This window comes from Neorhizobium sp. LjRoot104 (assembly GCF_964253725.1).
In the GTDB taxonomy this organism is placed as follows: domain Bacteria; phylum Pseudomonadota; class Alphaproteobacteria; order Rhizobiales; family Rhizobiaceae; genus Neorhizobium.
Genome location: NZ_CAXURS020000001.1, coordinates 1,999,924 through 2,026,500, shown reverse-complemented (window position 1 = coordinate 2,026,500; position 26,577 = coordinate 1,999,924). Strand labels below are relative to the sequence as shown.

Annotated in this window: 18 protein-coding genes; 10 read left to right on the top strand and 8 right to left on the bottom strand. The window is 62.9% G+C overall.

Going from position 1 to position 26,577, the window contains the following annotated elements:
• Positions 1-256: 256 nt before the first annotated feature.
• Positions 257-931 (top strand): GntR family transcriptional regulator, encoded by a 675-nt coding sequence (locus ACSQ8R_RS10190; protein ID WP_436253234.1) that lies wholly within the window; start codon positions 257-259, stop codon positions 929-931.
• A 643-nt stretch (positions 932-1,574) separates the two neighbouring features.
• Here ACSQ8R_RS10190 and ACSQ8R_RS10185 read toward each other — a convergent pair.
• Both ACSQ8R_RS10185 and ACSQ8R_RS10180 read right to left on the bottom strand, forming a co-directional pair.
• Positions 1,575-3,017 (bottom strand): M81 family metallopeptidase, encoded by a 1,443-nt coding sequence (locus ACSQ8R_RS10185; protein WP_436255434.1) that lies wholly within the window; start codon positions 3,015-3,017, stop codon positions 1,575-1,577.
• A gap of 26 nt (positions 3,018-3,043) precedes the next feature.
• Positions 3,044-4,186, bottom strand: a complete 1,143-nt coding sequence (locus ACSQ8R_RS10180; protein ID WP_436253233.1) for an ROK family transcriptional regulator — start codon at positions 4,184-4,186, stop codon at positions 3,044-3,046.
• Between the two features lie 135 nt (positions 4,187-4,321).
• On the opposite strand from ACSQ8R_RS10180, the gene ACSQ8R_RS10175 reads away from it, so the two are divergent.
• From ACSQ8R_RS10175 to ACSQ8R_RS10155, 5 genes are all read left to right on the top strand, one after another.
• Positions 4,322-5,860, top strand: a complete 1,539-nt coding sequence (locus ACSQ8R_RS10175) for an ABC transporter substrate-binding protein (protein ID WP_436253232.1) — start codon at positions 4,322-4,324, stop codon at positions 5,858-5,860.
• Positions 5,861-6,120: 260 nt separating this feature from the next.
• Positions 6,121-7,041 (top strand): ABC transporter permease, encoded by a 921-nt coding sequence (locus ACSQ8R_RS10170; protein ID WP_436253231.1) that lies wholly within the window; start codon positions 6,121-6,123, stop codon positions 7,039-7,041.
• Positions 7,041-7,907 (top strand): ABC transporter permease, encoded by an 867-nt coding sequence (locus tag ACSQ8R_RS10165; RefSeq protein WP_436253230.1) that lies wholly within the window; start codon positions 7,041-7,043, stop codon positions 7,905-7,907. The genes ACSQ8R_RS10170 and ACSQ8R_RS10165 overlap by 1 nt, the downstream gene beginning before the upstream one ends.
• Entirely contained in the window at positions 7,904-8,893 is a 990-nt protein-coding gene (locus tag ACSQ8R_RS10160; RefSeq protein WP_436253229.1) for an ROK family protein, read from the top strand. Before ACSQ8R_RS10165 ends, ACSQ8R_RS10160 begins: the two co-directional genes overlap by 4 nt.
• A 57-nt stretch (positions 8,894-8,950) precedes the next feature.
• A complete protein-coding gene (locus tag ACSQ8R_RS10155) occupies positions 8,951-9,688 on the top strand; it encodes a copper homeostasis protein CutC (protein ID WP_436255433.1) in 738 nt (245 codons plus the stop codon).
• Positions 9,689-9,864: 176 nt separating this feature from the next.
• Here ACSQ8R_RS10155 and ACSQ8R_RS10150 read toward each other — a convergent pair whose 3' ends face one another.
• From ACSQ8R_RS10150 to ACSQ8R_RS10135, 4 genes are all read right to left on the bottom strand, one after another.
• Positions 9,865-10,515, bottom strand: a complete 651-nt coding sequence (locus tag ACSQ8R_RS10150) for a helix-turn-helix domain-containing protein (protein WP_436253228.1) — start codon at positions 10,513-10,515, stop codon at positions 9,865-9,867.
• A gap of 105 nt (positions 10,516-10,620) precedes the next feature.
• On the bottom strand, positions 10,621-10,911 hold the full coding sequence (locus ACSQ8R_RS10145; protein WP_436253227.1) for a transcriptional regulator: 291 nt from the start codon (positions 10,909-10,911) through the stop codon (positions 10,621-10,623).
• A 174-nt stretch (positions 10,912-11,085) separates the two neighbouring features.
• A complete protein-coding gene (fixJ, locus tag ACSQ8R_RS10140; protein WP_436253226.1) occupies positions 11,086-11,706 on the bottom strand; it encodes a response regulator FixJ in 621 nt (206 codons plus the stop codon).
• Entirely contained in the window at positions 11,693-13,210 is a 1,518-nt protein-coding gene (locus ACSQ8R_RS10135) for a PAS domain S-box protein (RefSeq protein WP_436253225.1), read from the bottom strand. The genes fixJ and ACSQ8R_RS10135 overlap by 14 nt, the downstream gene beginning before the upstream one ends.
• A gap of 462 nt (positions 13,211-13,672) precedes the next feature.
• Between ACSQ8R_RS10135 and ACSQ8R_RS10130 the strand changes: the two genes are divergently transcribed.
• The 3 genes from ACSQ8R_RS10130 (at position 13,673) to ACSQ8R_RS10120 (ending at position 20,715) form a co-directional block, all read left to right on the top strand.
• Positions 13,673-15,214, top strand: coding sequence for a UbiD family decarboxylase (locus ACSQ8R_RS10130; protein ID WP_436253224.1), 1,542 nt, complete (start codon positions 13,673-13,675; stop codon positions 15,212-15,214).
• Positions 15,215-15,430: 216 nt separating this feature from the next.
• The gene (locus ACSQ8R_RS10125; protein ID WP_436253223.1) at positions 15,431-17,614 is read left to right on the top strand and encodes a putative bifunctional diguanylate cyclase/phosphodiesterase; all 2,184 of its coding nucleotides are present in this window, start codon (positions 15,431-15,433) and stop codon (positions 17,612-17,614) included.
• 173 nt (positions 17,615-17,787) lie between these two features.
• Positions 17,788-20,715, top strand: a complete 2,928-nt coding sequence (locus ACSQ8R_RS10120; protein ID WP_436253222.1) for a PAS domain-containing protein — start codon at positions 17,788-17,790, stop codon at positions 20,713-20,715.
• Between the two features lie 26 nt (positions 20,716-20,741).
• On the opposite strand, the gene ACSQ8R_RS10115 is transcribed toward ACSQ8R_RS10120, so the two are convergent.
• On the bottom strand, positions 20,742-21,227 hold the full coding sequence (locus ACSQ8R_RS10115) for an MgtC/SapB family protein (RefSeq protein ID WP_436253221.1): 486 nt from the start codon (positions 21,225-21,227) through the stop codon (positions 20,742-20,744).
• A gap of 96 nt (positions 21,228-21,323) precedes the next feature.
• Positions 21,324-22,580, bottom strand: coding sequence for an AGE family epimerase/isomerase (locus ACSQ8R_RS10110; protein WP_436253220.1), 1,257 nt, complete (start codon positions 22,578-22,580; stop codon positions 21,324-21,326).
• A gap of 191 nt (positions 22,581-22,771) precedes the next feature.
• Here ACSQ8R_RS10110 and metH point away from each other — a divergent pair, with 191 nt between their 5' ends.
• Positions 22,772-26,545: a methionine synthase gene (gene metH / locus ACSQ8R_RS10105; RefSeq protein WP_436253219.1), complete on the top strand. Its 3,774-nt coding sequence runs from the start codon at positions 22,772-22,774 to the stop codon at positions 26,543-26,545.
• The last annotated feature ends 32 nt before the right edge of the window (positions 26,546-26,577 follow it).

The following is a 26,577-nucleotide window of genomic DNA, read 5'->3' as shown; positions in this document are numbered from 1 at the left end:
TTGTTATTGCGGTATAATTTTAACCGTCAAAAACTACGCCGCGAAAAGTGCATACAGATTCATCGCGTTTCCGCTTAAGAAATAATCAGGAGGCATTATTTGTTCAGCAATCCAGCGGACGGGGCAATACGGCAATTGCCGGTGCCGGTTTTCAAGCTTCGAAAATGTAAAATTACCAATATCTTGCACGGGTCATTTGACTTATGGAGTCCGGAACGGCATCTGTATGCAGGTTGTGAGAGTTAAGAATCGTCCCGTGAAGCAGGCCAGGCGCAGAGAAGTCATCCGTACCGGAACCACCGTCGAGCAGATGGTGCGGGCGATTGCCGACATGATCGTCACCGGCGCCATATTGCCGGGAGAGAAGCTCGACGAGATCTCGCTCGCCTCACGTTTCGAGGTTTCCCGCACGCCGGTGCGCGAAGCGTTGCGCGAGCTCGGGGCCATGGGGCTCGTCGGTCGCGAGCCGAACCGCAGCGCCGTCGTCACCAATGTCAGCGGGACCTATCTTCATTCGATGTTCGAGGCGATGGCCGAGCTCGAAGGTATCTGCGCGCGGCTGTCGGCGGAGCGCATGACGGTGGACGAGCGGCGGGCGCTGGAGCTCGAACATCGCGGCTCGATGCGGCTGGTGCATTCCGGCGCGGAAGAGGAATACGCCGCCCACAATACCGAATTCCACACAAGGCTTTATCGCGGCGCCCATAACGACCATGTGTTCGAGATGGTGACCCAGACACGGGCGCGGCTCGCACCCTTCCGCCGGGCGCAATTCCGCCTGCCGGGGCGGCTTGCGAAATCCTACGAGGAGCATGACCAGATCGTCACCGCGATCATCCGCGCCGATACGGTCGCGGCGGGGCAGGCGGCCTATGCGCATGTGGCGATCGTCAGCGATGCGAGCGCGGTGTTCGCGACGGCCGGGGAATAGGCGGCAGGTCCTCGTCGCGACCTCTTTTGCAGACAGCACTTTTGGCCGCGCGGATGAAAATCCGGCGGTTCCGTTCTGCGGGAATGGGGCAGGCGGGGTATTTCGGGGTATCGGGTATTCAGGCTTTCCGCCTGCCCCGGCCGATTTTCGCGTTTCCGGGGATTGTCAGGCCCCTTAAACCGCTTCCTCGACCGTCACCGGAAACCGGACCTTGCGAGCCGGATGATGCGGCCGGCTCGCGAACCCGGTTTCCCATCCGATGACGGGGAGATTATGCGGGTGGTTGCGAGATGCGGGGATGAAGGGGGAAGCGAAAGCGGCTAAGTGGCTGAACGGCGGCGGAGAATTTTTCGGGGGTGTCGAAAACGTCCCCGTTTTGGGCGGGATGCTTGTCGGAGCAATATGAGTGAGTGAGGCGCTTTCCGGGGGGCGCTTCGCTGCCGAGTTCTCGGTTTTACCACCCTCATTCCTGTGCTTGTCACAGGAATCCAGCCACGGCGCGTCTGCGCCGTGAGAGGAGTCTTTCGCACCCAAGGACTTGGGTGCACTGGATCCCTGTGACAAGCACAGGGATGAGGAACGTGTGGTGGCTGCTTGAACGACCGCGAACTCCGCACGTTGCCGGTCGGGCAGACCTATGAAATCACTGCCCCGCCGACCGTGCCGAAACGAACACCTGCGGCTCGAACGTGAAATCCTTGTCGAACGGGTAGGTCGGCCTGACCTTACGATGCCGCTCCAGGCGCTCGACGAACTGGTCGACAACGCCCGGCGACAGGGCCATCAGGTTGGGATTGGCGATCGGCGCCAGTTCCGGGGAGAGATAGCCGGACTTCACGACGATGATCTTTGCGCCGTTCGGGTCGAGACCGAGGCGGGTGAAGTCGGCGATGTAGTGGTAGGGGCGGCGCTTGGCCGAGAGGACCAGTTCAATGCCGCCGATGGCGACCACCGCCTGGCGGTCGGCGAGGTCGGTCGTCTCGTGGAGGAACTGGACCTTGACCCTCGCCTTGACCGGCTTGCTGCCGATCGTGTCGAGCGAGGCGCCGATCGAAAGATCGAGTTCGGCGCCGATACCGGCCGCATAGCAGGCCTCGGTCGCCGCCTTGTCGGCGATGCCGGCGAAGACGACGCCGGTCGCCTTCTTGGCGATCAGGTCGGCCAGCACCTCGGCGCGGTCGCCGACGCCGCCGCCTGTCGGGTTGTCGCCGGATTCGGCGAGCACGACCGGTGCGGTCTTCGAGGCGATCGCCCTGTCGACGCATTCCGGAATCGAGCCCGTCTCGCATCCGAACACGAATTTTTCGCGCGCGTCCCAATAGGCTTTTGCGACGCGCTTGGCTTGCCGTTCGAGGACGGCGCGGTCGGTGCCGGTCATGATCGCGGCGGCGGTGCCGCGCGGCTCGTCGGCCCAGACGTAACCGACCATCAGCGAGGCATCCCAGACGCCGTCGATCGCGTCGATTTCCGGCATCATCTCGTAGAGGCTCTTGGCCGGCTCATCGACCGTCGAAGTGCGTTCGCCGGGCAGCACGACCGGGATCGGCGCCCAGAGCAGCACCGGTTTGACGCCGGTCTTCAGGCTCTCGACCAGCATTTTTACCGAGCGGCGCATGGTTTCCTCGACGTCGATATGCGGCGCGGTGCGGTAGGTGGAATACATGTCGAGCGCATCGATGATCCGCTGGCTGACATTGCCGTGCAGGTCGTAGCTGGCCGAGACAGTGCAATCGGGGCCGACCAGGTCGCGGGCGGCGGTGATCCAGTCGCCCTCCGCATCTTCCATGCCCTGCACATACATGGCGCCGTGCATGGCCAGATAGAGGCCGTCGAGCGGCAGAAGCGGTTTCAGGCGGTCGAGGAACTCGGCCTTGAAACGCTCGTAGGTGGAGCGGGAGACCGGGCCGCCGGCAATCGCGCGGCAATGGATCGTCGGCAGGAATTCGGCGTCGTAGTCCTTGAGGAAGGCGAAATAGGGCGCTGCCGTCAGTTCCTCGCCGCGCACGACGCGAAAATCCTTCTCCTCGTTGAGGACCGGATTGTAGGTGCTGCATTCGATATGGATGCCGCCGACAGCGATGCGCAAGGACCTGGACATTCGGGGAAAAAACCTCAGTTGGAGTTGGGGCCGATCAGGAAATTATGGGCGGCGATGCTGGCGGCACCCCGCGCCCAGACATCGCCATCGACGCGCTTGATGCGGATCGGCGTCTGGCCGGCATAACGCGGCAGCACGTTGGTTTCGACCGCCTGGTTAACCACCGTGCCGAACAGGCCGTCGAAAGAACCTTCGACATGGGTGATCAGGATCATGCCGGGGTCGTTCATCTGGATCAGGTTGGCGATGGCAAGGCCGAGCGCGGAGCCGGCCCGGTGCAGGATGCGGATCGCGGCCGCATTGCCGGTCGAGGCCTCGCGTTCGATGTCGGAGAGCGACGTGCATTCCAGCCCTTCGGCGCGCGAAACTTCCTTGATCGCCTTCATCGACGAGACGGTGTCGAGACAGCCGCGCTTGCCGCAGCGGCAGGGGGAGCCGCCGGGCTCGATGGTGCAATGGGCGATTTCGCCGGCGCCGCCGTGATTGCCGCGATAAAGCTTGCCGTCGATGAAATGGGCGCAGCCGATGCCGTCCCCCAGAGAGACGACGCTGAAATTCTGGATTTCGCGGGCGCTGCCGAACAGCTTTTCGCTGACCGCGACGGCCTTGGCGTCGTTCTCGATGAAGGTCTCGATGCCGGAGCGCTCGCGGATGATCCTGGCGAGCGGCACGTCCTGCCAGCCGAGCAGAGTGGACTGCACGCAATTGGCCTGGGATTCGTCGACGAAACCGGAGAGCGCCACGCCAATGCCGGAAAGCTTTTTCCTGGCATCCGGATGGGCTTCCAAAAGGCCCGGCAGCCCTTCGGTGATCGCTTGGGCGATCACCTGCGGATCGCGCGACAGCGGCATCGACTGGCGGGCGATGATCTTGCCGTTCAAGTCGCTGAGGATCATCGGGGCCGGGTCCTCGAGCAGCGAGATACCGACGAAGAAGGCGCATTCCGGGTGCAGGTCGAGCCGCACGGACGGTCGCCCCTGGCCGTAGACGGTCTCGGTCTCGTGCAGCACGCCGAGGTCGATCAGTTCGCGGGCGATGCCGCTCATGGCGCCTTTGCTCAGGCCAAGCATGTTCGCCATCTCGGTCCGGCTGAGCGGGCCGGACGTGCTGATGACGCGCACGAGCTGGCGCTGGGATGAGGTGAGCAAGGCGTTCAAGGCAGTCGTTTTCTGTTTGTGAATGTGGCTTGACACTAAGTTCAGGAAATGAACAAATCAACGCCAATAAATTATAAAAATGATCTAAGGCGGCAATGTCCGCCCTCATGTCAACAAAACCAAGGGTGAACAATCATGACCATGTTCCTGAAAAGTCGTCATTTTGCGCTGGCCTGCGCGGTCGCGGGCAGCCTCGTGTTGCCGATCGCCGCCAATGCCGCGACACTCAACGTGATGCAGACCGAGGCCCCGCGTTCGATGGACCCGGGCGATCAGACCGCGACCTATACCGCCGCCCTGCTCGACCCGATGTATGAAGGCCTCGTCAAGCGCGATCCGGACCTGTCCCTGAAGCCCGCGCTCGCCACCGAATGGTCGGCGGATGCCTCCGGCCTCGTCTGGACCTTCAAGCTGCGTCCGGGCGTCAAGTTCCATGACGGCACGGCCTTCGATGCCGACGCGGTGGTCAAGAATTTCACCCGTCACCTCGACACCAAGCGCGGCCTTGCCGCCAGCGGGCGTCTGCGCACCTTCCTCGAAGGTGTCACCGCCGTCGATCCGATGACCGTGCAGTTCAAGCTGAAAACCCAGTATCCGGCTTTCATCGCGCTCCTTTCGACCGGTCCCTGCCTGATGGTCAGCCCGACGGCGGATGCGGCCGGCACGATCGGCTCGAAGGCCGTCGGCACCGGCCCCTACAAGCTGCAGGAATACAAGTCCGGCGAATACGTGATCCAGGCCAAGAACACCGAATGGTGGGGCGGCGCGCCGAAGGGCGAGGACCAGATCAAATGGACCTGGACCGCCGAGCCTTCGGTGATGAACATGGCGCTGCAGACCGGTGACGCCGACGTCATCAACCCGTTCCCGGCCGCCTTTGCGACACAGGTCAAGGCGAACCCGGAGATGAAGCTTTCGACCACCGACGGTTCTGCCGTGTTCTGGGTCTCGCTCAATACCAAGCTGAAGCCGCTCGACGACGTGCGCGTCCGTCAGGCGCTGAACTACGCGACCGACCGCGACGGCATCGTCAAGGCGTTCATGAACGGTTATGCGACGCCGGCCAACTCGCCGCTCGCACCGGTCACCCCCGGCTACGACAAGTCGCTCAATCCCTATCCGTACAATGTCGAGAAGGCGAAGCAGCTTCTGAAGGAAGCCGGTTATCCGGATGGGTTCTCCATGTCGACCATCGTGCAGGAGCAGGAATCGCGCATCGGCGAACTGCTGCAGGCGATGTGGGCCAAGGCCGGCGTCAAGCTGGAAGTGCGCAAGATGGAAGGCGGCGTCTGGTCGAAGGCGGCCTTCCAGGACCCGGCCGGCAAGGAGAAGGACAATATCGGTTCGTCCATCGCCTCCTGGTCGTCCGGCGTCAACGGCGCCGACCTGCAGTTCCGTCCGCTCTACTATACGAAGAGCGCGTCTCCAGCCGGCGCCAATCTCGGCTTCTTCTCGGACGCAAAGCTCGACGAGTTGATCGACAAGGCCGCTTCAACGCTCGACGAGAAGGCCCGCAACGCGATCTATGTCGATGCCCAGAAGCAGGTGAACGAGCAGGCTCCGCATGTGCTTCTCTATACGAAGCAGGACCTGTTTGCGACGCGCGCCAGCGTCAAGGGCGCCTGGGTCATTCCGGGTGGCCTGATCGTCGTCAAGGACGCGAAGAAGCAGTAGGACTTGCCTGTGAAGGTACGAGGCGGCAGGTTGTAAAGTCGCCCCTCACACTAGCCCTCTCCCCGCAGGCGGGGAGAGGGGACGTGGCCCACGCGGCGTTTGAGAGGGACGGAGAGGGTGCGGCATATCCCCTTCGCCCCGCATGCGGGGAGAAGGTGCCGGCAGGCGGATGAGGGGCAGCGCCCGATCCGATTGTCTTGCCGATATGCGGATCGATGCTCCGCTTCCCTCCGTGAACGAAATCTGGAAATAGAAGGCGGATGAAAGCCTATATCGTCAAAAAACTGCTGGCCCTGCCGCTGATCCTCGTCGGCGTGTCGCTGCTGGTCTTCGTGGCGATCCGCGCGCTGCCGGGCGATCCGGCGCGGCTGATGGCCGGACCCGAGGCGACGCAGGAAGCGGTCGACAACATGACCGTGCGGCTCGGCCTCGATCGCAGCCTGCCGGCGCAATACGCGTCCTTCGCTTATGGCGCGGTGAGGGGCGATCTCGGCACCTCGATCAAATCGAAGCTGCCGGTCGTTGCCGAAATTGCCGAGCGCCTGCCGTTCACCATCGGGCTGGCGATCACCGCCTATCTGATCGCCATCGGCATCGGCGTGCCGGCCGGCATGATCGCGGCGATCTACCGGCACGGCTGGCCGGACCAGTTCGTGATGATCCTTGCCATCGCCGGGGCGTCGATCGCCAATTTCTGGCTGGCCTTGATGGCGATGAATACGTTTTCCGTCCAGCTCGGCTGGCTGCCGCTGCTCGGCGCCGCGTCCTGGAAAAGCTTCATCCTGCCGTCGATCACGCTTGCGGTGCTGCCGACGGCGGTCATCGCCCGCATGACCCGTTCCAGCATGATCGAGGTGATGAGCCAGGACTATATCCGAACCGCCTATGCGAAGGGCGTGCTGCCGAGGAACATCTACTGGAGCCATGCGCTGCGCAACGCGCTCTTGCCGATCATCACCATCGTCGGCCTGAATTTCGGCAGCCTGATGGGTGGCGCTGTCGTGACGGAATCGGTCTTCAACTGGCCGGGGATCGGGCGGTTCCTTGTCGATGCGGTACGTTATCGCGACTATCCGGTCATCCAGGGCGTGACGCTGGTGGCGGTCACCGGCGTGGTGATGATGAATTTTCTCGCCGAGCTGCTGATCGCCATCCTCAATCCGAAGATAAGGTTCGACTGATGGCATTGCTCGACACCGATATGGCGCCGCGTCGGCCTGCCATCCTGCGGGGGCTGCGCTGGATGGCGACCCATCGCAGCATTACGCTCGGCGGACTGCTGATCGGCATCATTGTGCTCGCTGCGATCTTTGCACCGCTGATCGCACCTGCTGATCCCTATGTGCAGGACCTGCTTGCGACCATGGAGCCGCCGTCGCTGGCGCATCCGTTCGGCACCGACGACAATGGCCGGGACATCTTCGCCCGGGTGATTTTCGGGGCGCGCATCTCGTTGCTGGAAGTGGTTCTGGCCGTCGGGCTGGCGGTGCTCGTCGGCGTGCCGCTCGGCATTCTCTCCGGCATGAGCGGCCGTTATGTCGACCAGGCGATCATGTGGACGATGGACATCCTGTTTGCCTTTCCGGGCATCGTGCTCGCCATCCTGATCGTCAGCGTACTCGGCACCAGCCTGATCAACCTCCTGATCGCCATTGCCATCTTCTCCGTCCCGGTCTACGCCCGGCTCAGCCGCAACCTGACACTGGGCCTGAAGCGCATGGATTATGTCGAAGCCGCCATCTCGCTCGGCATTTCGCGCCGCCGCATCATGAGCCATTACATCCTGCGCAATGCGATCGGGCCGATCATCGTGCAGTCGACGCTGACCGCCGGCACCGTCATCCTGTCGGCCGCCAGCCTGTCGTTCCTGGGGCTCGGCGCCCAGCCGCCGCTGCCGGAATGGGGTGCGATGATGAGCGACGGTCGCAACTATCTCGGCCTCAACATCTGGATGTCGCTGTTTCCGGGCCTTGCGATCATGATTACCGTGCTCGGTTTCAACATCCTCGGCGACGGTCTTCGCGATCTTCTGGATCCGCGCAAATGAGTATTGCCGCCGTATCCCGCACACCAGGCCAGGCACCAATTGGCAGCACCGGGCCGGCAAAGCCGGTCTTCTGCGTCGATATCGGCGGGTCGTTCATGAAGTTTGCCGTCTCGCCGGCGCCGGGCGCGCTGGTGCCGCTCGAAAAGGTGGCGACCCCGGCTGCGAGCTGGGACGATCTTGCGGCCTCGCTCTCGGGCCTGATCGGCCGGCATGCGCAGGCGGGTGATCGGACTTCGCCGCTGGCGTTGTCGATTGCGGGTCTCATCGATCCCAGGAACGGCATTGCGACCTCGGCCAACATCCCCTGCATCACCGGACGGCGGATCGGCGACGAACTTTCAGGCATCCTCGGCCGTCCCGTGCTTGCCGCAAACGATGCGGACTGTCTGACGCTGGCGGAGGCCAACGAAGGCGTCGGGCGCGGCCATTCGGTTGTCTTCTGCGCCATCATGGGCACCGGCATCGGCGGCGGGCTGGCGATCGACGGGCGGCTGGTGCGCGGGGCAGGCGGTGTTACTGGCGAATGGGGTCACGGCCCGATCCTCAACACGACAGTCGTGCTGAACGGCGAGACGCTCCATATTCCGCGCTTCTCCTGCGGCTGCGGCCAGTCCGGCTGCGTCGACACGATCGGCGGGGCGCGCGGCATCGAGCGGCTGCATCATTTCCTGCATGGCTGCGAGGAAACGAGCTATCGGATTCTTGAGGATTGGCAGGCGGACGAGGCGAGGGCCGCAAGGACTGTCGCCGTCTATCTCGAACTGATCGCCGATCCGCTGGCGCTGTCGGTGAATGTCACCGGCGCTTCGATCGTGCCGGTCGGCGGCGGGCTCGCCTCCGTCACGCCGCTCATCGATGCGCTCGACCGGGCGGTGCGCAGGCGTATCCTCAACCGGTTCGATCACCAGCTGGTGATGCCTGCGCTTCGGCAGGAGGATGGCGGGCTGGTCGGCGCCGCCGTGCTCGGCCATCAGAGCGCCGTTTAGGGTTGCTAAGAGGCGGCCCAAGGTTACCGTGAGTGCCGGTCATCAAGGAGATTGATCCTGTCCATCCTGCTCGAAGTCTGTGTCGATAGTCCCGAAGGCCTGGCGGCCGCCATCGCCGGCGGCGCAAATCGGATCGAACTGTGCGCCGCGCTCGATGTCGGCGGCCTGACACCTCCGCCGGGCATGATCGCGCTTGCCTCCAGGGCGCCGGTCCCGGTTTATGCGATCATCCGGCCGCGCGCCGGGAGCTTCGTCTTCGACGCCGGCAACGAGGCCGCGATGATGGCCGATATCGACGCGGTGCGCGCGGCAGGCCTCGCAGGGGTCGTGATCGGCGCGAGCCGACCGGACATGGCGCTCGACATGCCCTTGCTTAAGCGGCTGATGGCGCAATCACAAGGCCTCGGCGTGACGCTTCACCGCGCCTTCGATCTGGTGCCGGATCCGTTTGAAGCCCTGGAACAGGCGATCGAGCTCGGTGTCCAGCGTGTCCTGACGTCCGGCCTCAAGGTCAATGGGCCGGATGGGATCGGGATGCTGAAGGTGCTGGCTGAGCGGGCAGGGGACAGAATGTCGATCATGCCCGGCGGCGGCATCAACCTCTCGACCGTCGAAAGCGTGGTGCGGGAAACCGGCGTGCACGAGGTACACAGTTCCTGCCGCCGGCGGGTCGAAGGCAGGGACGAGCGCGCCGTCGCCTTCGGTTTCCAGGCGCCTGTTTCGCACCAGACGAGCGGCGAGATCGTCCGGCAGATGCGCGGATTGCTCGATGAACTGGGGGCTGCGCGGGGCTGATGTTCCGGCGGCTGCCGATCGTCGGCCACGACTTTGCGGCAGGCCGTCCGGGGGAGGACGACCTGCCGCTCAGCAGCTAGGGAGGATGCTATGGAAATAAGGAGATAGGCACTTGCTTGGTCTACGGACGACCGCCGTTCGTCCGCTCATGCACTGCTATGCACTGTCATTCACTGTCAGGCGCAGAGGCTGCGGAGTGCTTCGTGCTTCTTGATCTCGATGCAACGAATGCTCCGCAGTTTGATAAGGCCGGCCGTCCGGAGTTTTGCGAAAACGCGCGACACCGTTTCGATGGTCAGGCCTAAATAGTCGGCTATATCAAGCCGGGTCATGGGTATGTCGAAGTGTTCCAGCCCGCCCTGGCGTTCCGCCATATCGACGAGGAAGCCGGCGATCCGTTCCACCGCCGTCTGGCGGCCGATCATCATGATATGTTCCTGGGCGCGCAGCATGCCGCGCAGCGCCAGAGAAAGCAGTTCCGGCAAGGCCTGATCGTTGGCGGCGCGGCTGATGGCGCGCACCCCGGTCGGAGCGATGGCTTCGGCGAAGAAACTATGGGTCCGGTCAGCCTCGAACCCGAAAGTTTCCCCGGCCAGATGGAAGGCGATGACCTGCCTTCTTCCGTCCGACAACAGGCGGTGGATCCGCACGGCGCCGAATTCGACGTGATAGAATGTTCCTGCCTTGTCGCCCGGGGCATAGATCTCGGCGCCGGCGTTGAAGGTCGTTACGGTATTGGCCCTGAGGAGACCCGCGGTCTGGGACGCGATCACGATCTGGCTCTTGGTGAGCTCCAACTTCGTGGCATGAGCGGCTGCGGTGTGCATCTTCACGTCTCCCCTTGCTGTAGGTTCAAGATGACAGAAGACGTGCAGGAGAAAAATTGGGTTGTATCACTAGGGGGATTTACGTAGGGGGCGCTTTGAGGCGGCTCAGGCCGTGAGTGCAAGGTTCTTGACGAGACCCAGAAGATCGGCGCCGTTGAACGGCTTGGCGAGGCTCAGGATCGGGCCGAGTTCGCCTTCGATGGGTGGAGACATGCCGTCGGTGAGCAGGATCACTGCCTGACCCGACTGGAGCAGGCGCTCCAGCGCATCGCTCGACGCGCGCAGTACCTGGTCGTCGATGATCATGCAAAGCGTCGGACCGAGGATGACGGTGTTCTTGCGCCAGGATTCATGGGCCTCGACGCGGTATCCCTCCACCTCGAGTGCGAATGTCAACGACTGCCTGAGACCAAGGTCGGGCGCGATGACGACTATGTTTCTCGCTTGTGATAACACCAAACTTCCCGCGCGGGTGGCGCAGCCGCAGAGCCGCTCAAATCAGACATCTAGTGCCTGCGTCGGGAGGAGCGCTTTGCGATAGATCAAGAAATTCCAATATTTTTCCAGTGTTCAATTGGGGCCGAAACCGGCGGCTATCGCCATGCGAACGAGCTGCGGCAGGCTTTTCGCCTTCATCTTGGCCATGACGTTGGCGCGATGCACCTCGACGGTGCGAGGACTTATGTCGAGATCGTAGGCGATCGACTTGTTCGGCAGGCCTGCGACCACGGCGGCCAGCACCTGCCTCTCCCGCTCGCTCAGGCTTTCCAGCCGCGTCTGGACCTCGGCCAGATCGTCCGTGTCGGGCATTTTGTCCGACAGCAGCTGGGCAGCCCGCTGGATCGCTTCGATGATGACGATGTCGCCGAACGGTTTCTCGATGAAGTCGATGGCGCCTGCCTTCATCGCCTCCACCGCCATCGGCACGTCGCCGTGGCCGGTGATGACGATCGAGGGAATACCGGTCCGGCCGGTGGTCAGCTTGCGGATCAATTCGACGCCGGTCATGTCCGGCATCCTGAGGTCGGTGACCAGGACGCCGTTTCGGACGCTCGGCGCGAACTGGAGGAAGGATGAGGCGGTTTCGTGCATGCGCACGGCAAAGCCGTTCATGGTCAGCATGAAGGCAAGGGACTTTCTGACCGGCTCCTCGTCGTCGACGATATGGATCGTATAGTCACCCGTCTGCATTCTCGCGTTCCTCCTTGTCGATCGGGAGTGTGAAACGGAAGGTCGCTCCTCCGGCCGCATTGCGGGTCACCGTCATCTCGCCGCCATGCGCCTCGACGATGCGTTTGGAAATCGAAAGCCCGATCCCCATGCCGCCGGCCTTTGTGGTGACGAAGGGTTTGAAAAGCTGCTCGGCGATCTCTTCGGGGATGCCAATGCCTGTATCCTGGACGATCACCTGAATCATGTCTTCGTCTTCCTGGAGGGTGCGGACGACCAGTTCCCGCCGCTGGCAGTCGCGCATCGCCTCTATGGCGTTGCGCATCAGGTTGGTGAGCACCTGCTGGACCTGGATGCGATCGACGATGACCATTTCCGGTCCTTGCGCGAATTCGAAAATCGCCCGGACGCCTTTTTCGCGTGAACCGACCAGCGCCAAGGCGCCAGCTTCTTCTATCAGGCGTCGAACGTTCTCCGGCGCCTTTTCAGTCTCACCCTTGGTGACGAATTCCCGCAGATGCTTGATGATCTGGCCGGCCCGGAGCGACTGGTTCGCGGTCTCCTCCAGAGCCTCGCGCATGCGCACTGCCACCGCTTCGTCCATGTCACGCAGGAGGCGTGCGCAGCCGTGCACATAATTGGCGATCGCCGAGAGCGGCTGGTTCAATTCGTGGGCGAGGGTGGATGCCATTTCGCCCATTTCGTTGAGGCGGGCGAGGCGGGCAAGCTCTCCCTGGATCTCCTGCAGGCGGGCAGCCGATTCCTCCCGTTCGGTCAGGTCGCGCACGAAACCGGTGAAGAAGGTTTCCCCGCCGGTATGGGTCTCGCCGACCGCCAGTTTCATCGGGAAGGTCGAGCCGTCCTTGCGCCGCCCGACGACCACGCGGTCCATGCCGATGATCCGTTTTTCGCCGGTCCTCAGATACCTTTCGAGATAGCCGTCGTGTTCGCGGCGGTAGGGTTCCGGCATCAGCATGCGCAGGTTCTGGCCGACCACCTCATCCTCGGCGTAGCCGAACTGGCGGATTGCCGCGGCATTGAAGGAGACGATCGTCCCGTCCCGGGTGCTGACGATGCTGGCATCGAGAACGGTGTCGAGGACGGAGCGAAGATGCGCTTCGCGGGAATCAGCCTTCGCCTGGGCTCTTTCGATCGCCTTGCGGGCGGAGTGAAGGATTTCGCCGACCAGCGCGATGACCACGCCGACGATGGCGATCGTGGCCATTTCCGAAAAATAGGCCCCCCGCGGCGTCAATTCCTTGATGATGTAGGCGGCCAGAACGGAAAGGGCGACTGCGAAAAGCGAGGCCCGCATGCCACCGATCAGGGCGGCGACGAGGATCGGCGGAATAAAGAACGTGAAAGGCGCCCTTTCGTCGAGGACGCCATGCAGCGAAAAGCGCAGCGCGAACGCGATCAGCACGGCGACGGTCGCAATGACATAAGTCTCGGCGGGGGAAAACCGACGGCTCAAGAATGCCTGAATATAGTCATCCTTCTTATCGGCGATCGTTTTGGAAGCCATGTCGCCTACCTGAAGCCGATCGTCTGCAAGAGGAACCTCATTCCCTTGTGCATATCAAACCTGACAGCATGTCCCTGAATTCGTTCTAGCACGGGCACGGATACCGCGTCCAACGGCGGAAGCGGTTGTAGCTTAAAAAGCATATACTTTTGCGCGTTTATTTATGCCGACATGCGGCGCGGGTGGCGGCACGAACGAAGCGGCGGCGATGCGCCGCCTGCGCAAATCCGGCGAACCTCCATGGGCCAGGGGTTCACTGTTGCGGGATATCGGCCACCCTGACGTAGCCGGACCGAGCCGCGCCCTCCTTCTTCCCACGGATGATCCTCTCTCGCGGTGAATACCGGTCGGGCGCACCTCGCCGACGCGACTTCATGCGATAATGTATAATTATATTTGATTTTATCAACTGTTCTGGATAGAAAACGTCCCACGCAGAAACGCGCTTTCGGGAGAGGAAGAATGACCGCCAATACGACCACGCAATCCGCCGCAGCGCTCGATCTCGACCGTTTCCGGCTGAAGAATTTCGTCGAGGGCCTGAGCGCCGACGAACTGGAAATCCGTGAGGAGAAGGTCGATCTGGCCGATGTCGCGGCCATCCTGCAGAACAACCCGAAGGCCGTCTGGTTCAAAAATGCCGGTCCCGAAGGCCAGCAGTTGATCGGCAACGTGGTCGGCAGCCGTTCCCGTCTCGCAAAGGCTTTCGGCGTGCCCGCCGGTGAGGTGGCGCTGGAGATGCGCCGCCGCCTGTCGCTGAAGCCGGAACTGGTGAAGCTCTCCCGGGACGAAGCACCCGTTCAGCAGGTCGTGCTGACCGGCACCGACGCAGATCTCCTCAAGCTGCCGGTCCACGTGCAGCACGCGCTCGACGGCGCGCCCTACATCTCGGCGACGATCGACTATACGATCGACCCGAAGGATGGCCGTTACAATTGCGGCATGCGCCGGCTGATGCTGCGTGGCCCGCAGGAAGCCGGCGTCGACTTGATTGCGCCGAGCGACCTTCGCGTCATGTACATGGCCGCTTCCGGGCGGGGAGAGCGGCTGAACGTGGCCTACGTGGTCGGCTGCCACCCGATCGACATGGTTTCCGCCACCATGAAGGAGCCGGTCGACGAACTGGAGCTGATCTCCTCCCTGCGCGGGGCGCCGCTGCCGGTCGTCAAATGCGTCACCAACGACATCATGGTCCCGGCCGATGCGGAAATGGTCATCGAGGGGTATTTCGACGAGCGCGGTTACGTGGAGAAGGAAGGCCCTTACGGCGAATATCTCGGCTATTACGGCGTCGTGAAGACCAATCCGGTCTTCCACGTCACCGCCATCACCCACCGCAGGGACGCGCTCTTCCAGACCGCGACCATCAGCGGTAACCGCATGGACTTCACCGATACCTCCAACCTCGAAGCGCTGCGCATGGAGATGAACGTCTGGAAGACGCTCGGCGACGTCGTGCGCCAGCCGGTCGCCGTTTACGCGCCGGTCGCCGCCGGCGGCTCGATGAGCATGCGCTTCTCCATCCGCCAGACCTATCCGGGCGAGGCCCGTTCGGCGCTCTATGCGGTTCTCGGCGCCGTCGGCGTCAAGAATGTCTTCGTCGTCGATCCGGATATCGACATCTTCGACGACAGCCAGATGGAATGGGCGTTCGGTACCCGTTTCCAGGCGGATCGGGATCTTGTCATCGCGACCGGCGTTCGGCTGTCGCCGCTCGATCCGTCGCTGCACGGTTCCCGTACCGGCGCCAAGGCCGGCTACGACCTGACCTGGCCGATGCAGCATGCCCAGAACTGGGAACTCGTGACCCCGCAGGCTCCGTCCTACCCGGGCGAACGGTTCCCCTCGCTGGAGGCGGCATTGAAGGATGGCGCCAAACATTTCGAGGAACTGATGGCCGCCGTCGGCAGCCGCGATGGCCGCGAGGTCGTCCGCGAACTCGACACCTTCCGCGCCAAGGGGCTGGAGCGCGACGAGCGCGGTCGCTACTACCTTCCCGGATAGGATGATCCATTTTGGGGCATTATGCCTTGCCCACGCAACCTCCCGGGTACAAATCCGGGAGGTTTTTCATTCTAAGTCGAAAAAGCTCTCTTCCTTCCTGCCGAATGGGCGGGGCCCCTGCCAAATACCATTCATTTCTTGGGGTCGCCCCGTTATGCTTTTTCTAATGGATGGATTTCTATGGTAGCGGCACTACCGCCCGCCTCTGGAGCAGAGATGTCTTACGCCGACAGCATCGATATTGCAGAGCGCAGACGGCTCGACGCTCTGGCGAATTACCGTATCTCGGGGTCCGGGCCGGAAAACCGCTTCGATCGTATCTGCCGTTTTGCCTCCGAGCTTTTTTCCACGCGCATGGCTTTCGTGACGCTGATCGAAGAGGATCGGCAATGGTTCAAGGCCTGTTCGGGTCTCGATATCAAGGAGACCCACCGATCCGAATCCTTTTGCGATCACACGATCCGCACGGACGATGTTCTGGTGGTGTCCGACGCGCGCCTGGACGCACGGTTCTCGAGCCTGCCCATCGTCACCGGGGAGCCATTCATCCGGTTTTATGCCGGCGCGCCGCTGATCTCGCCGGGCGGTTTCCGGCTCGGAGCGCTGTGCATCGCCGACACGCAGGTGCGGGATAGTTTCTCCGAGCGGGAAAGGCGGACGCTCGCGGGCCTTGCCGCAATGGTCATGGAGCATATGGAACTGCGTCGCGAGGGCATACCGCAGGCGACGGCTGCCAACTTCGCGGATGCCACCGATCTTTCGCTGATTACCGTCGATCCCACCGGCCGGGTCGAGTTCGTCAACCAGGCGGCGCTCGACATGTTCGGTTTCGGCCGGGAGGAGATGATCGGCAGCTCGCTCGATCTGATCGTGCCCGAACGCTTCCGCGCCGCTCACAATGCCGGTCGCGCGCGCGTGGCCGCGGGCGGCAGTTCCATGCTGAAAGGCAAGACCGTCGAGATTTCGGCATGCCGCAAGGATGGCACGGAGTTCCCGGTCGAGATGGCGCTTTCGATCTGGCGCGATCAGCGCGGCATCGGCATGGGCGCCATCATCAAGGACATATCCGAACGCCGCGACCGCGACGTCCGGCTCCTGAGGCTGGCAAGCCAGGATACGCTCACCGGCTTGTGCAATCGGCACCGTTTCGAAGACCTGCTTCGCGAGGAACTGGCCCGTAAACGACCGCTCGCCGTGCTGCTCTTCGACCTCGACGGGTTCAAGGATGTCAACGATCGCCTGGGGCACGGCATCGGCGATTCCCTGCTGCAGGCAATCGGCGTGAGGTTGCCAGCCGTTCTCGACCGCAACGTCACGGTCTCCCGGTTCGGCGGCGACGAGTTTGCTATTCTCATCCCCGGAACCGGGGACCCCCTTGTCGCCCAGAAGACCGCGAATGCGGTCATCGAAGCTTTCAAGATGCCGTTCGAGGTTGCCGGGCACACGTTCCGTGTCGGCGCGAGCGTGGGCTTTTCGCTCGCACCGAACCATGGCTCCGATTCCGAGGAGCTCATCGCCAGTGCCGACTTCGCGCTCTACCGGGCCAAGCAGGCCGGCGGCCGCGTCGTGCGCATGTTCGAACAGTCGATGCGCAACGAGACCCTGGCAAAGCGAATGCTGCGGGACGAGTTGCTGCGGGCGCTGAACCGACACGAACTGGTGCTGCACTACCAGCCGCAGGTGACGCTCGACACCGGTGAGGTATTCGGCGTCGAGGCGCTTATCCGCTGGCAGCATCCGGAACGCGGTCTCCTGTCACCGGCCGCTTTTCTCCCCGCTCTGGAGCAGAGTTCGATCGCGCTCGACGTCGGCTTCTGGGTGCTGGACGAGGCGGGCCGCCAGATGGCCGCCTGGGATGCGGCAGGGTATCCGCCGGTTAAGATGGGCATCAACCTGTTTCCCGCGCAGGTCCGGGCCGGCGATCTGGCGCGCAACGTGGTCGATCTGATTGCACGCTACTCCCTCGATCCGCGTTTCCTGGAGATCGAGATCACTGAAACCGTGACGCTCAACGACGACGACCAGTCGCTCGAATCGATCCAGGCGCTGCGTGAACTCGGCGTCGGCATCGCCTTCGACGATTTCGGTACGGGTTACGCGTCGCTCGGTTCGCTGCAGCGCTATCCGCTGACGACGCTCAAGATCGACATGGGGTTCGTGCGGGATCTCCTGACCAAGCCGCGCGACGCGGCCATTACCCGGGCCCTGATCACGCTCAGCAGGGAGCTGGGGTTGAAGACGATTGCCGAAGGCATCGAGACCGAGGAGCAGGAGGCGGCGCTTCGCCTGATGGGCTGCGAAGCGGGGCAGGGCTACCGTTACGGCAAGGCGATGCCCGCCGACGAGGTTGCCCGGCTTTTTGTCCAGCCGATCGAAACGCGGTGCATCCGAGCCAAGTAATTCGGCTTGGCCCCCAAGAGGCGGTGCCGGAACCGTAAGCAAAATCGGGGTGTTAAATATCTTTTAGTGTCTTGCGATAATCCCGTGGGAGATTTGCGGAACCCTCCTGATTTCAATTGTCAATAATCGCGGAAACCCTATAACTGAGGGCGCATTGGCATCAGGGACGGCGCATGTTCAGACTGACGGAGCTTTCCGAAATCGATCTGAATCAGTTGTTCAACCTCTCGCCCAATCCCTATGTCATACTCGACCGGGAATTGCGGCTTGTCGGAATGAACGACGCTTATCTGGCGGTGACGGGGCGTAGCCGTGAAGAGCTTGTCGGCCGCACCGTGTTCGACGCGTTTCCAAGCGAACCGGGCTCGGTTCCGGGCCGGCTGCTGCGCCAATCCTTCGCCAAAGTGCTTTCCACTGCCGAGGTGGATCACCTGCCGCTGATCCCCTATCCGATTGCAGGTCCCGATGGAGAGCTTGAGGATCGTTACTGGAGCGCAACCCATACGCCGATCAAGGACGAGGCGGGGCGGCTGATCTTCATCCTGCAGCATACGGTGGATGTGACCGAGCTTCACCTGTTGCGCGGCCGGTTCGCGGGCGATGGCGTGCTCAGGGTTCATACGGATCTGATGCGCCGGGCCGATGCCGTCCAGGGGCAGAATGCCGTGCTCGGCGAGGAGCGGGAATATCTGCGCATGCTGTTCGAGCAGGCTCCCGGCTTCATGGCCGTGCTGCGCGGTCCGGAGCATGTCTTCTCAATCGTCAACAGTTCCTACCGGGCGATCGTCGGCCGTGAGAACCTGATCGGAAAGACGGTGCGCGAGGCTCTGCCGGATATCGCCGGGCAGGGTGTTTACGAACGGCTCGACGAGGTCTACCGGACGGGTACGCCTTATAGCGCCTATGGCGCGCGCGTCGTTTTCCAGTCCTCCGAAAGCGCCGAGCCGGAAGAGCGCTTTCTCGATTTCGTCTATCAGCCGATCCGCGATCAGGACGGAATGGTCAATGGCATTTTCGTGCAGGGCCAGGACGTCACGGAGCTTCGCCGGGCGCAGGAGGCGGCCCGCGAAAACGAGGACCGTTTCCGGACGCTCGCCCAATCCTTGCCGACACATGTGTGGACGGCGACGCCGGATGGCCGGATGCAATGGTGCAACGACCAGATCTTCACCTATAGCGGCCTGGAATCCTTCTATTTCGACAGGGAGCGGCGCTCCGAGATGCTGCATCCGGACGATTCCCCCCGGATTGCCGCCGCCTGGGCCGAGGCCTTGCGCACCGGAAGCCGGCTGGAGACCGAAATCCGGCTTCGCCGCCACGACGGCGTCTATCGCTGGTTCATCAGCCGTGCGGTGCCGATCAAGAATGCCGAGGGCGAGATCACGCTCTGGGTTGCCACCAATACCGATATCGACGAGCAGAAGAAGACGGAATCGGAGCTGTCCAGCCTCGCGGAAACCCTCGGCCACCGTGTCGAGGAAAGAACGATCGAGCTCGAGCGGACCCAGGAAGTGCTTCGCCAGAGCCAGAAGATGGAGGCGATCGGCAATCTCGCCGGCGGCATCGCCCACGATTTCAACAACCTCCTGCAGGTGATTACCGGCAACCTTCAGCTTCTCGGCCGGGAGTTCGCGGGCAACGAAGTTGCCGAAAGGCGGTTGAACAGCGCGCTTGCGGGGGCTTCGCGCGGCGCCCGGCTTGCTTCGCAGCTTCTCGCCTTCGGCCGACGCCAGCCGCTTTCGCCGAAGGTTGTCAATCTGAGCCGCCTGATCCGGGAAATGGATCATCTCCTGAGGCGCAGCCTCGGCGAAGCGATCGAGATCGACACGATCGTCGGCGGCGGGCTGTGGAACACGCTGGTCGATCCGAGCAATGTGGAAAATGCACTGCTCAACCTCGCGATCAACGCGCGCGATGCGATGAACGGCCAGGGCAAGCTGACGATCGAACTGGGCAATGCCTTTCTCGACGACGAATATGCGCGCCACACGTTCGACATCGAGGCCGGCCAATATGTGATGCTCGCAGTCACCGATACCGGTACGGGCATGACGGCTGACATTCTGGAGAAGGTTTTCGATCCCTTCTTCACCACCAAGCCGGAAGGCAAGGGGACAGGACTCGGCCTGTCGATGGTCTACGGTTTCGTCAAACAGTCGGGCGGCAATATCCGCATCTACAGCGAGCCGGGAAATGGCACTACCGTGAGGATATATCTTCCGCGATCGATGGAGGACGAGGATATGGTCGCCGAAAATGCCGGCGGTGCCGCATTGGGCGGACACGAGACGATCCTGGTCGTCGAGGACGACGAAGCGGTGCGGGAAATCACCGTCAGCCTGCTTGCCGAACTCGGCTACCGGGTCCTGCGGGCGAAGGATGCCGACAGCGGGCTTGCGATCATCGAGAGCGGCGTGCCGATCGACTGCCTGTTCACCGACGTGGTGATGCCAGGCCGGCTGAAGAGCCGCGATCTCGCCAAAAGGGCCAAGGAGCGGCTTCCGCATCTCGGCGTGCTGTTCACCTCGGGTTACACCGAAAACTCGATCGTCCACGGCGGGCGGCTCGACCCGGGCGTCAATCTGCTGAGCAAGCCCTATACCCGCGAAGCGCTCGCCCGGAAGATCCGCCAGGTGATCGACCAGAATCGGCTGGCTCCGCAGCCGCGCTTGCCGGAAAGCCCTCCCGAGGCGGTTTCGGCCAAGCCTGCGGTCGAGCGACCGCCGGCGCCGGATCTGCCGATCGCCGTCCTGCTGGTGGAGGACGAAGCGCTGATCCGTATCTCGACGGCGGATTTCCTGCAGGATTCCGGCATGACCGTGATCGAGGCCGGGTCGGCCGCCGAAGCGATTGCCGCGGCCGCGAGCGATCCGATCGACATCCTCGTCACCGACGTGCATCTGCCCGAAATGAGCGGATTGCAGCTCGCCTTGAAACTGCGCGAAACGCTTACCGATCTGCCGGTGATCTTTGCGACCGGCGACCGCAACGTGCCGGGATCGGAGGGACTTGGCGATACGGCGCTCATCACCAAGCCCTATGACTACGACCAGCTGACCAGCCGTATCCGGGCGATGGTGAGTCCGCGGGCGGGCAGCTGAGCCGTCTTTTCGCTGAAGCCTTGCCGCTATTCCTCCTTCATGCCCGCGGCCACTTCGGTCTTGCGTAGCAGCCAGAGGATGATGATGCCGGCGCCGGTCGCTGCGATTGCCACGATCCACATGCCGAGGCCGACGCAGAGCCCGATCGCGCCGGACAGCCACATGCTGGCACCGGTGGTCAGGCCCTTCACGTTGCCGCGCATCTGGAAGACGACGCCGGCGGCGAGGAAAGCTATGCCGGCCGTGACCGCCTCGATCAGGCGGATCGGATCCATCTGGACCGTATCGGGCCGATTGCCGAATTCATGCATGATCTGCAGGCTGGCCAGAGTGAACACGGCGGATGCGAGGCCGATCAGCATGTTGGTGCGCAGGCCGGCGGAATTGTTGCGGAACTCGCGTTCCAGGCCGATCAAGCCGCAGAGGATTGCCGCGCCGATAAGTCTGACCAGAAGTACCTCGATCGCAACGGGGGCCTCGTGCGAAAATTCCTCGCCGAGAGTGCTGAGCATGGCCGCGATATCCCGATGTTACAAATTCATGACACCGGGAAACCGACGCGGGCCTGGATGGTTCCGTCACCGCAGGGTGACATCTGCACTGACGCCTCAGATGCGCCCTTCGGCCTCGGCGATAACCTTGGTCAGGCTGCCATCGGCCGGAAAGAGCGGGATGAGGCAGGCCTGCAGGGCGTGATAGATATCGCCCTTGCCGGGGAAGAGAGTGTGGGCCGGGGCGAGATCCTCGGTCAGTTCCTCGTGCCAGCCGCCGTTTTTGTGATCGATGAAGCGGTTGGCGATCGTGCCCCAGATGCGCCGGTAGCTGTCCTCGTAGAAGTCGTCGGCCGGCAGGTGCTCGTTGAGGAAATGCGCCGCACCCGCTGCCTCGCACATCGGCCACCAGAGCTTGTTGGTCTTGGCCGGCTTGTCATCCCAGTCGAGCGTATAGAAAAAGCCGCCCTTCTCCTTGTCCCAGCCGAGTGACATGGACTGGACGAACAGGGATTTCGCCGCGTCGGGCATCCAGCCGTGCTTCTTGCCGCCGAGCGTCCAGAGCTGCAGCAGCAGGCGCGACCATTCCAGCCAATGGCCGGGGGTGGTGCCGGCGGGGCGGAACATCTCGTCAGGATGGTAATAATCCTTGTCGATCGTCCAGTCGGGATCAAAATGTTCGGCGACCCGGAAACCGACGCTGCCGGCGGAACGGCGGATGACGAGGTCGGCGATGCTTTCCGCCTTGCCGAGATAGGCCTTCTCGCCGGTCGCTTCGTATGCGGCCATCAGCGCTTCGGTGAGGTGCATGTTGGAATTCTGGCCGCGATAGCCGCCGCCATCGATCGGCGACCAGTCGCGATTGAATTCTTCCGCGATCGCGCCATGGCGCGGTTCCCAGAAGCGGGTTTCGAGAATTTCGGCAATGTCGGCCAGCATCCGGTCGGCGAGCGGGTGGCCGGCGACCTTGGCCGACGCGGCGGCGAGCAGCACGAAGGCGTGCCCGTAACCCTGCTTGGCGGAATCGGCTGCGCCGTCGTCGTTGACCTGCCAGAAATAGCCGCCATATTCCGTATCACGATGGCGCTCCCACAGAGTGCGCATGCCGTGGTCGATGATATCACCGGAGCCGGGCCGGCCGAGCAGGTAGCCGATCGAGAAACAATGGACCATGCGCGCCGAGGCATGGATGCCCCGCGTCGGGTTGGAGCCACCGATCGGGGAACCCTGGTCGTCGAGATCGAAGAAGCCGCCCTTTGGGTTCGTCGCCCGGTACTGGAAAAAATCGAAGAGCCCGTCGGCCTCGTTCAGGAGCCAGCGACGATGGTAGGGAAGGCTCGCCCACTTGGCTTCTGTCTGACCGGTGTCGCTCATGAAAACCTCGGAATCGCTATGACGGGGGCATTTGGACCAGAACGCCTATAACGCCCGGCCGGTTTCATGTCATCGACTATTCGCGATCCAATTTCCTATCCGCTTCTATCTCCGAGACAGAGGTTATATATTGACATAAACATATCTTTATGCGGTTATTGAGCTATCTGGAAATGAGGAAGGGCTGTGCCATGTTCGACGAACTCTTTGGTCCCGAAGCCGCCGCGCGCGACGGCGCTGAGATTCTGGCGGCACTCAAGGCTGCGGCTCGTGAGCGCATCCTCATCCTCGACGGTGCGATGGGCACCGAAATCCAGGGGCTCGGTTTTGACGAGGGGCATTTCCGCGGCGAACGATTTGCCGGCTGCGCGTGCCACCAGCAGGGCAATAACGACCTTCTGATCCTGTCGCAGCCGCAGGCGGTCGAGGAAATCCATTACCGCTATGCCAAGGCCGGTGCCGACATCATCGAGACCAACACCTTCTCCTCGACCCGGATTGCCCAGGCCGATTACCAGATGGAGAACGCCGTCTACGACCTGAACCGCGACGGCGCCCGGCTGGCGCGGCGCGCGGTGCTGAGGGCTGAGAAGGAGGACGGCCGCCGCCGGTTCGTGGCTGGCGCCATCGGCCCGACCAACCGCACGGCCTCGATCTCTCCCGACGTCAACAATCCCGGTTACCGGGCGGTGACATTCGACGACCTGCGCCTTGCCTATGGCGAACAGCTGGACGGCCTGATCGACGGCGGCGCCGATATCATCCTGATCGAGACGATCTTCGATACGCTGAACGCCAAGGCGGCGATCTTCGCCTGTGCCGAGCGCTTCGAGGCGAAGGGCATCCGCCTGCCGGTGATGATTTCCGGCACGATCACCGACCTCTCCGGCCGCACCCTGTCCGGCCAGACGCCGTCAGCCTTCTGGTCTTCCATCCGGCATTCGAAGCCCTTCACCGTCGGTCTCAACTGCGCGCTCGGCGCCGATGCGATGCGGCCGCATTTGCAGGAACTGTCGGGCGTCGCCGACACGTTCATCTCCGCCTATCCGAATGCCGGCCTGCCGAACTCGTTCGGCGGTTACGACGAGACGCCTGACGACATGGCCCGCCAGATCGAAGGGTTTGCGGCAGAAGGTCTGGTCAACGTCGTCGGCGGCTGCTGCGGATCGACGCCGGAACACATCCGCGCGATTGCCGAGGCGGTCGCGCCGCACAAGCCGCGCGAAGTGCCCGAACACCGGCCGTTCATGTCGCTTTCGGGCCTCGAGCCCTTCGAGTTCACCAAGGACGTGCCGTTCGTCAATGTCGGCGAACGCACCAACGTCACCGGCTCGGCGAAATTCCGCAAGCTGATCACCGCAGGCGATTTTACCGCCGCACTGGCGATTGCCCGCGACCAGGTGGAAAACGGCGCTTCGGTCATCGACATCAACATGGACGAGGGCCTGATCGATTCGCAGCGGGCGATGGTCGAGTTCGTCAACCTGATCGCCGCCGAACCGGATATCGCCCGGGTGCCGATCATGCTCGACTCGTCGAAGTTCGAGATCATGGAAGCGGGCCTGAAATGCGTGCAGGGCAAGCCGGTCGTCAACTCGATCTCCATGAAGGAGGGCGAGGAGAAGTTCATCGCCCAGACGAAGCTCTTGCGCAATTATGGCGCCGCGGTCGTGGTCATGGCCTTCGACGAGCAGGGCCAGGCGGATACCTACGAGCGCAAGGTGGCGATCTGCGAACGCGCCTACAAGCTCCTGACCGAAGAGGCGGACTTCCCGCCGGAAGACATCATCTTCGACCCGAACATCTTTGCGGTGGCGACCGGCATCGAGGAGCATAACAGCTACGGTCTCGCCTTCATCCAGGCGACGAAGACGATCCGCGAGCGGATGCCGCTGGTGCATATTTCGGGCGGCGTCTCGAACCTGTCCTTCTCGTTCCGCGGCAACGAGCCGGTGCGCGAGGCGATGCATGCGGTGTTCCTCTACCACGCCATCCAGGCGGGCATGGACATGGGCATCGTCAACGCCGGCCAGCTGGCGATCTACGAGAACATCGATCCGGAACTGCGCGACGCCTGCGAGGACGTCGTTCTCAACCGTCGCGACGACGCGACGGAGCGGATGCTCGAAATCGCCGAGCGTTATCGTGGGACCGGATCGAAGGAAGCCAAGGAGAAGGATCTCGCCTGGCGCGAATGGCCGGTCGAGAAGCGGCTTTCGCATGCTCTCGTCAACGGCATCAACGAGTTCATCGAAGCCGATACGGAAGAGGCGCGCCAGAATGCGGAGCGGCCCCTGCATGTGATCGAAGGTCCGCTGATGGCCGGCATGAATATCGTCGGCGACCTGTTCGGCTCTGGAAAAATGTTCCTGCCGCAGGTCGTGAAGTCCGCTCGCGTGATGAAACAGGCCGTGGCCGTGCTTCTGCCCTACATGGAAGAAGAAAAGCGCCTCAACGGCGGCGACCAGAAGAAGTCGGCCGGCAAGGTGCTGATGGCGACCGTCAAGGGCGACGTCCACGATATTGGCAAGAACATCGTCGGCGTCGTGCTCGCCTGCAACAATTACGAGATCATCGACCTCGGCGTCATGGTGCCGGCGACGAAGATCCTGGAAACGGCGATTGCCGAGAAGGTCGATATCATCGGGCTTTCCGGCCTGATCACCCCGTCGCTCGACGAGATGGCGCATGTGGCGGCGGAAATGGAGCGCCAGGGTTTCGACATTCCGCTGCTGATCGGCGGCGCGACGACCAGCCGTGTCCACACGGCGGTCAAGATCCATCCACGTTACGATCGCGGCCAGGCGATTTACGTGACCGATGCCAGCCGTGCGGTCGGCGTCGTTTCGTCGCTTCTCTCCGAGGACGCAAAGCCGGGCTATATCAGCACGGTGCAGGCGGAATATGCCAAGGTAGCGGCCGCGCATGCCCGCTCGGAGGCGGAAAAGACCCGACTGCCGATCGCCCGCGCGCGTGCCAATGCCGAGAAGGTCGACTGGTCGTCCTACCAGCCCAGGAAACCGCAGTTCACCGGCACGAAGGTGTTCGAGACCTACGATCTCGCGGAACTCGCGAAATACATCGACTGGACGCCGTTCTTCCAGACCTGGGAACTGAAGGGCCGCTTCCCGGCGATCCTCGAAGACGAGAAACAGGGCGAGGCGGCGCGCCAGCTTTATGCCGATGCGCAGGCGATGCTCGACAAGATCATCGCGGAAAAATGGTTCCGGCCGCGGGCGGTGATCGGCTTCTGGCCGGCCAATGCGGTGGGAGACGATATCCGCGTTTTCGCCGATGAAAGCCGCGCTGAAGAACTCGCGACCTTCTTCACGCTGCGCCAGCAGCTTTCGAAGCGGGACGGCCGTCCGAACGTGGCGCTGTCGGATTTCGTCGCGCCGGTCGCGACCGGTCTCGACGACTATGTCGGTGGTTTCGTCGTCACGGCGGGTATCGAGGAAGTGGCGATCGCCGAACGGTTCGAGCGGGCGAACGACGATTATTCGTCGATCCTCGTCAAGGCTCTGGCCGACCGCTTCGCCGAAGCCTTTGCCGAATGCATGCACGAGCGGGTCCGCAAGGAATTCTGGGGGTATGCGCCGGACGAGAATTTCACTTCCGAGGAACTGGTCACCGAGGCCTATCACGGCATCCGCCCGGCACCCGGTTATCCGGCCCAGCCCGACCATACGGAAAAGGCGACGCTGTTCCGGCTGCTCGACGCGGAAGAGACGACCGGCGTCGTCTTGACGGAAAGCTATGCGATGTGGCCCGGCTCGTCGGTCTCGGGCCTCTATATCGGCCACCCGGCATCCTATTATTTCGGAGTGGCGAAGGTCGAGCGGGACCAGGTCGAGGACTATGCCAGGCGCAAGGGCATGTCGGTCGAGGAGGTCGAGCGCTGGCTCGGACCGGTCCTCAACTACGTGCCGTCGTCCGACCAGGATGCGGTGGACGACGCGGCGTGAGGTTTAATGCGTCATGTTCGTCCTCGGCTTAG

Coding starts and splice junctions, on each gene's coding strand:
- ACSQ8R_RS10120 (WP_436253222.1), top strand. CDS start 17,788: ATGTTCAGACTGACGGAGCTTTCCGAAATCGATCTGAATCAGTTGTTC.
- ACSQ8R_RS10175 (WP_436253232.1), top strand. CDS start 4,322: ATGACCATGTTCCTGAAAAGTCGTCATTTTGCGCTGGCCTGCGCGGTC.
- ACSQ8R_RS10170 (WP_436253231.1), top strand. CDS start 6,121: ATGAAAGCCTATATCGTCAAAAAACTGCTGGCCCTGCCGCTGATCCTC.
- ACSQ8R_RS10125 (WP_436253223.1), top strand. CDS start 15,431: ATGTCTTACGCCGACAGCATCGATATTGCAGAGCGCAGACGGCTCGAC.
- ACSQ8R_RS10115 (WP_436253221.1), bottom strand. CDS start 21,227: ATGCTCAGCACTCTCGGCGAGGAATTTTCGCACGAGGCCCCCGTTGCG.
- ACSQ8R_RS10130 (WP_436253224.1), top strand. CDS start 13,673: ATGACCGCCAATACGACCACGCAATCCGCCGCAGCGCTCGATCTCGAC.
- ACSQ8R_RS10160 (WP_436253229.1), top strand. CDS start 7,904: ATGAGTATTGCCGCCGTATCCCGCACACCAGGCCAGGCACCAATTGGC.
- metH (WP_436253219.1), top strand. CDS start 22,772: ATGTTCGACGAACTCTTTGGTCCCGAAGCCGCCGCGCGCGACGGCGCT.
- ACSQ8R_RS10135 (WP_436253225.1), bottom strand. CDS start 13,210: ATGGCTTCCAAAACGATCGCCGATAAGAAGGATGACTATATTCAGGCA.
- ACSQ8R_RS10165 (WP_436253230.1), top strand. CDS start 7,041: ATGGCATTGCTCGACACCGATATGGCGCCGCGTCGGCCTGCCATCCTG.
- fixJ (WP_436253226.1), bottom strand. CDS start 11,706: ATGCAGACGGGTGACTATACGATCCATATCGTCGACGACGAGGAGCCG.
- ACSQ8R_RS10150 (WP_436253228.1), bottom strand. CDS start 10,515: ATGCACACCGCAGCCGCTCATGCCACGAAGTTGGAGCTCACCAAGAGC.
- ACSQ8R_RS10110 (WP_436253220.1), bottom strand. CDS start 22,580: ATGAGCGACACCGGTCAGACAGAAGCCAAGTGGGCGAGCCTTCCCTAC.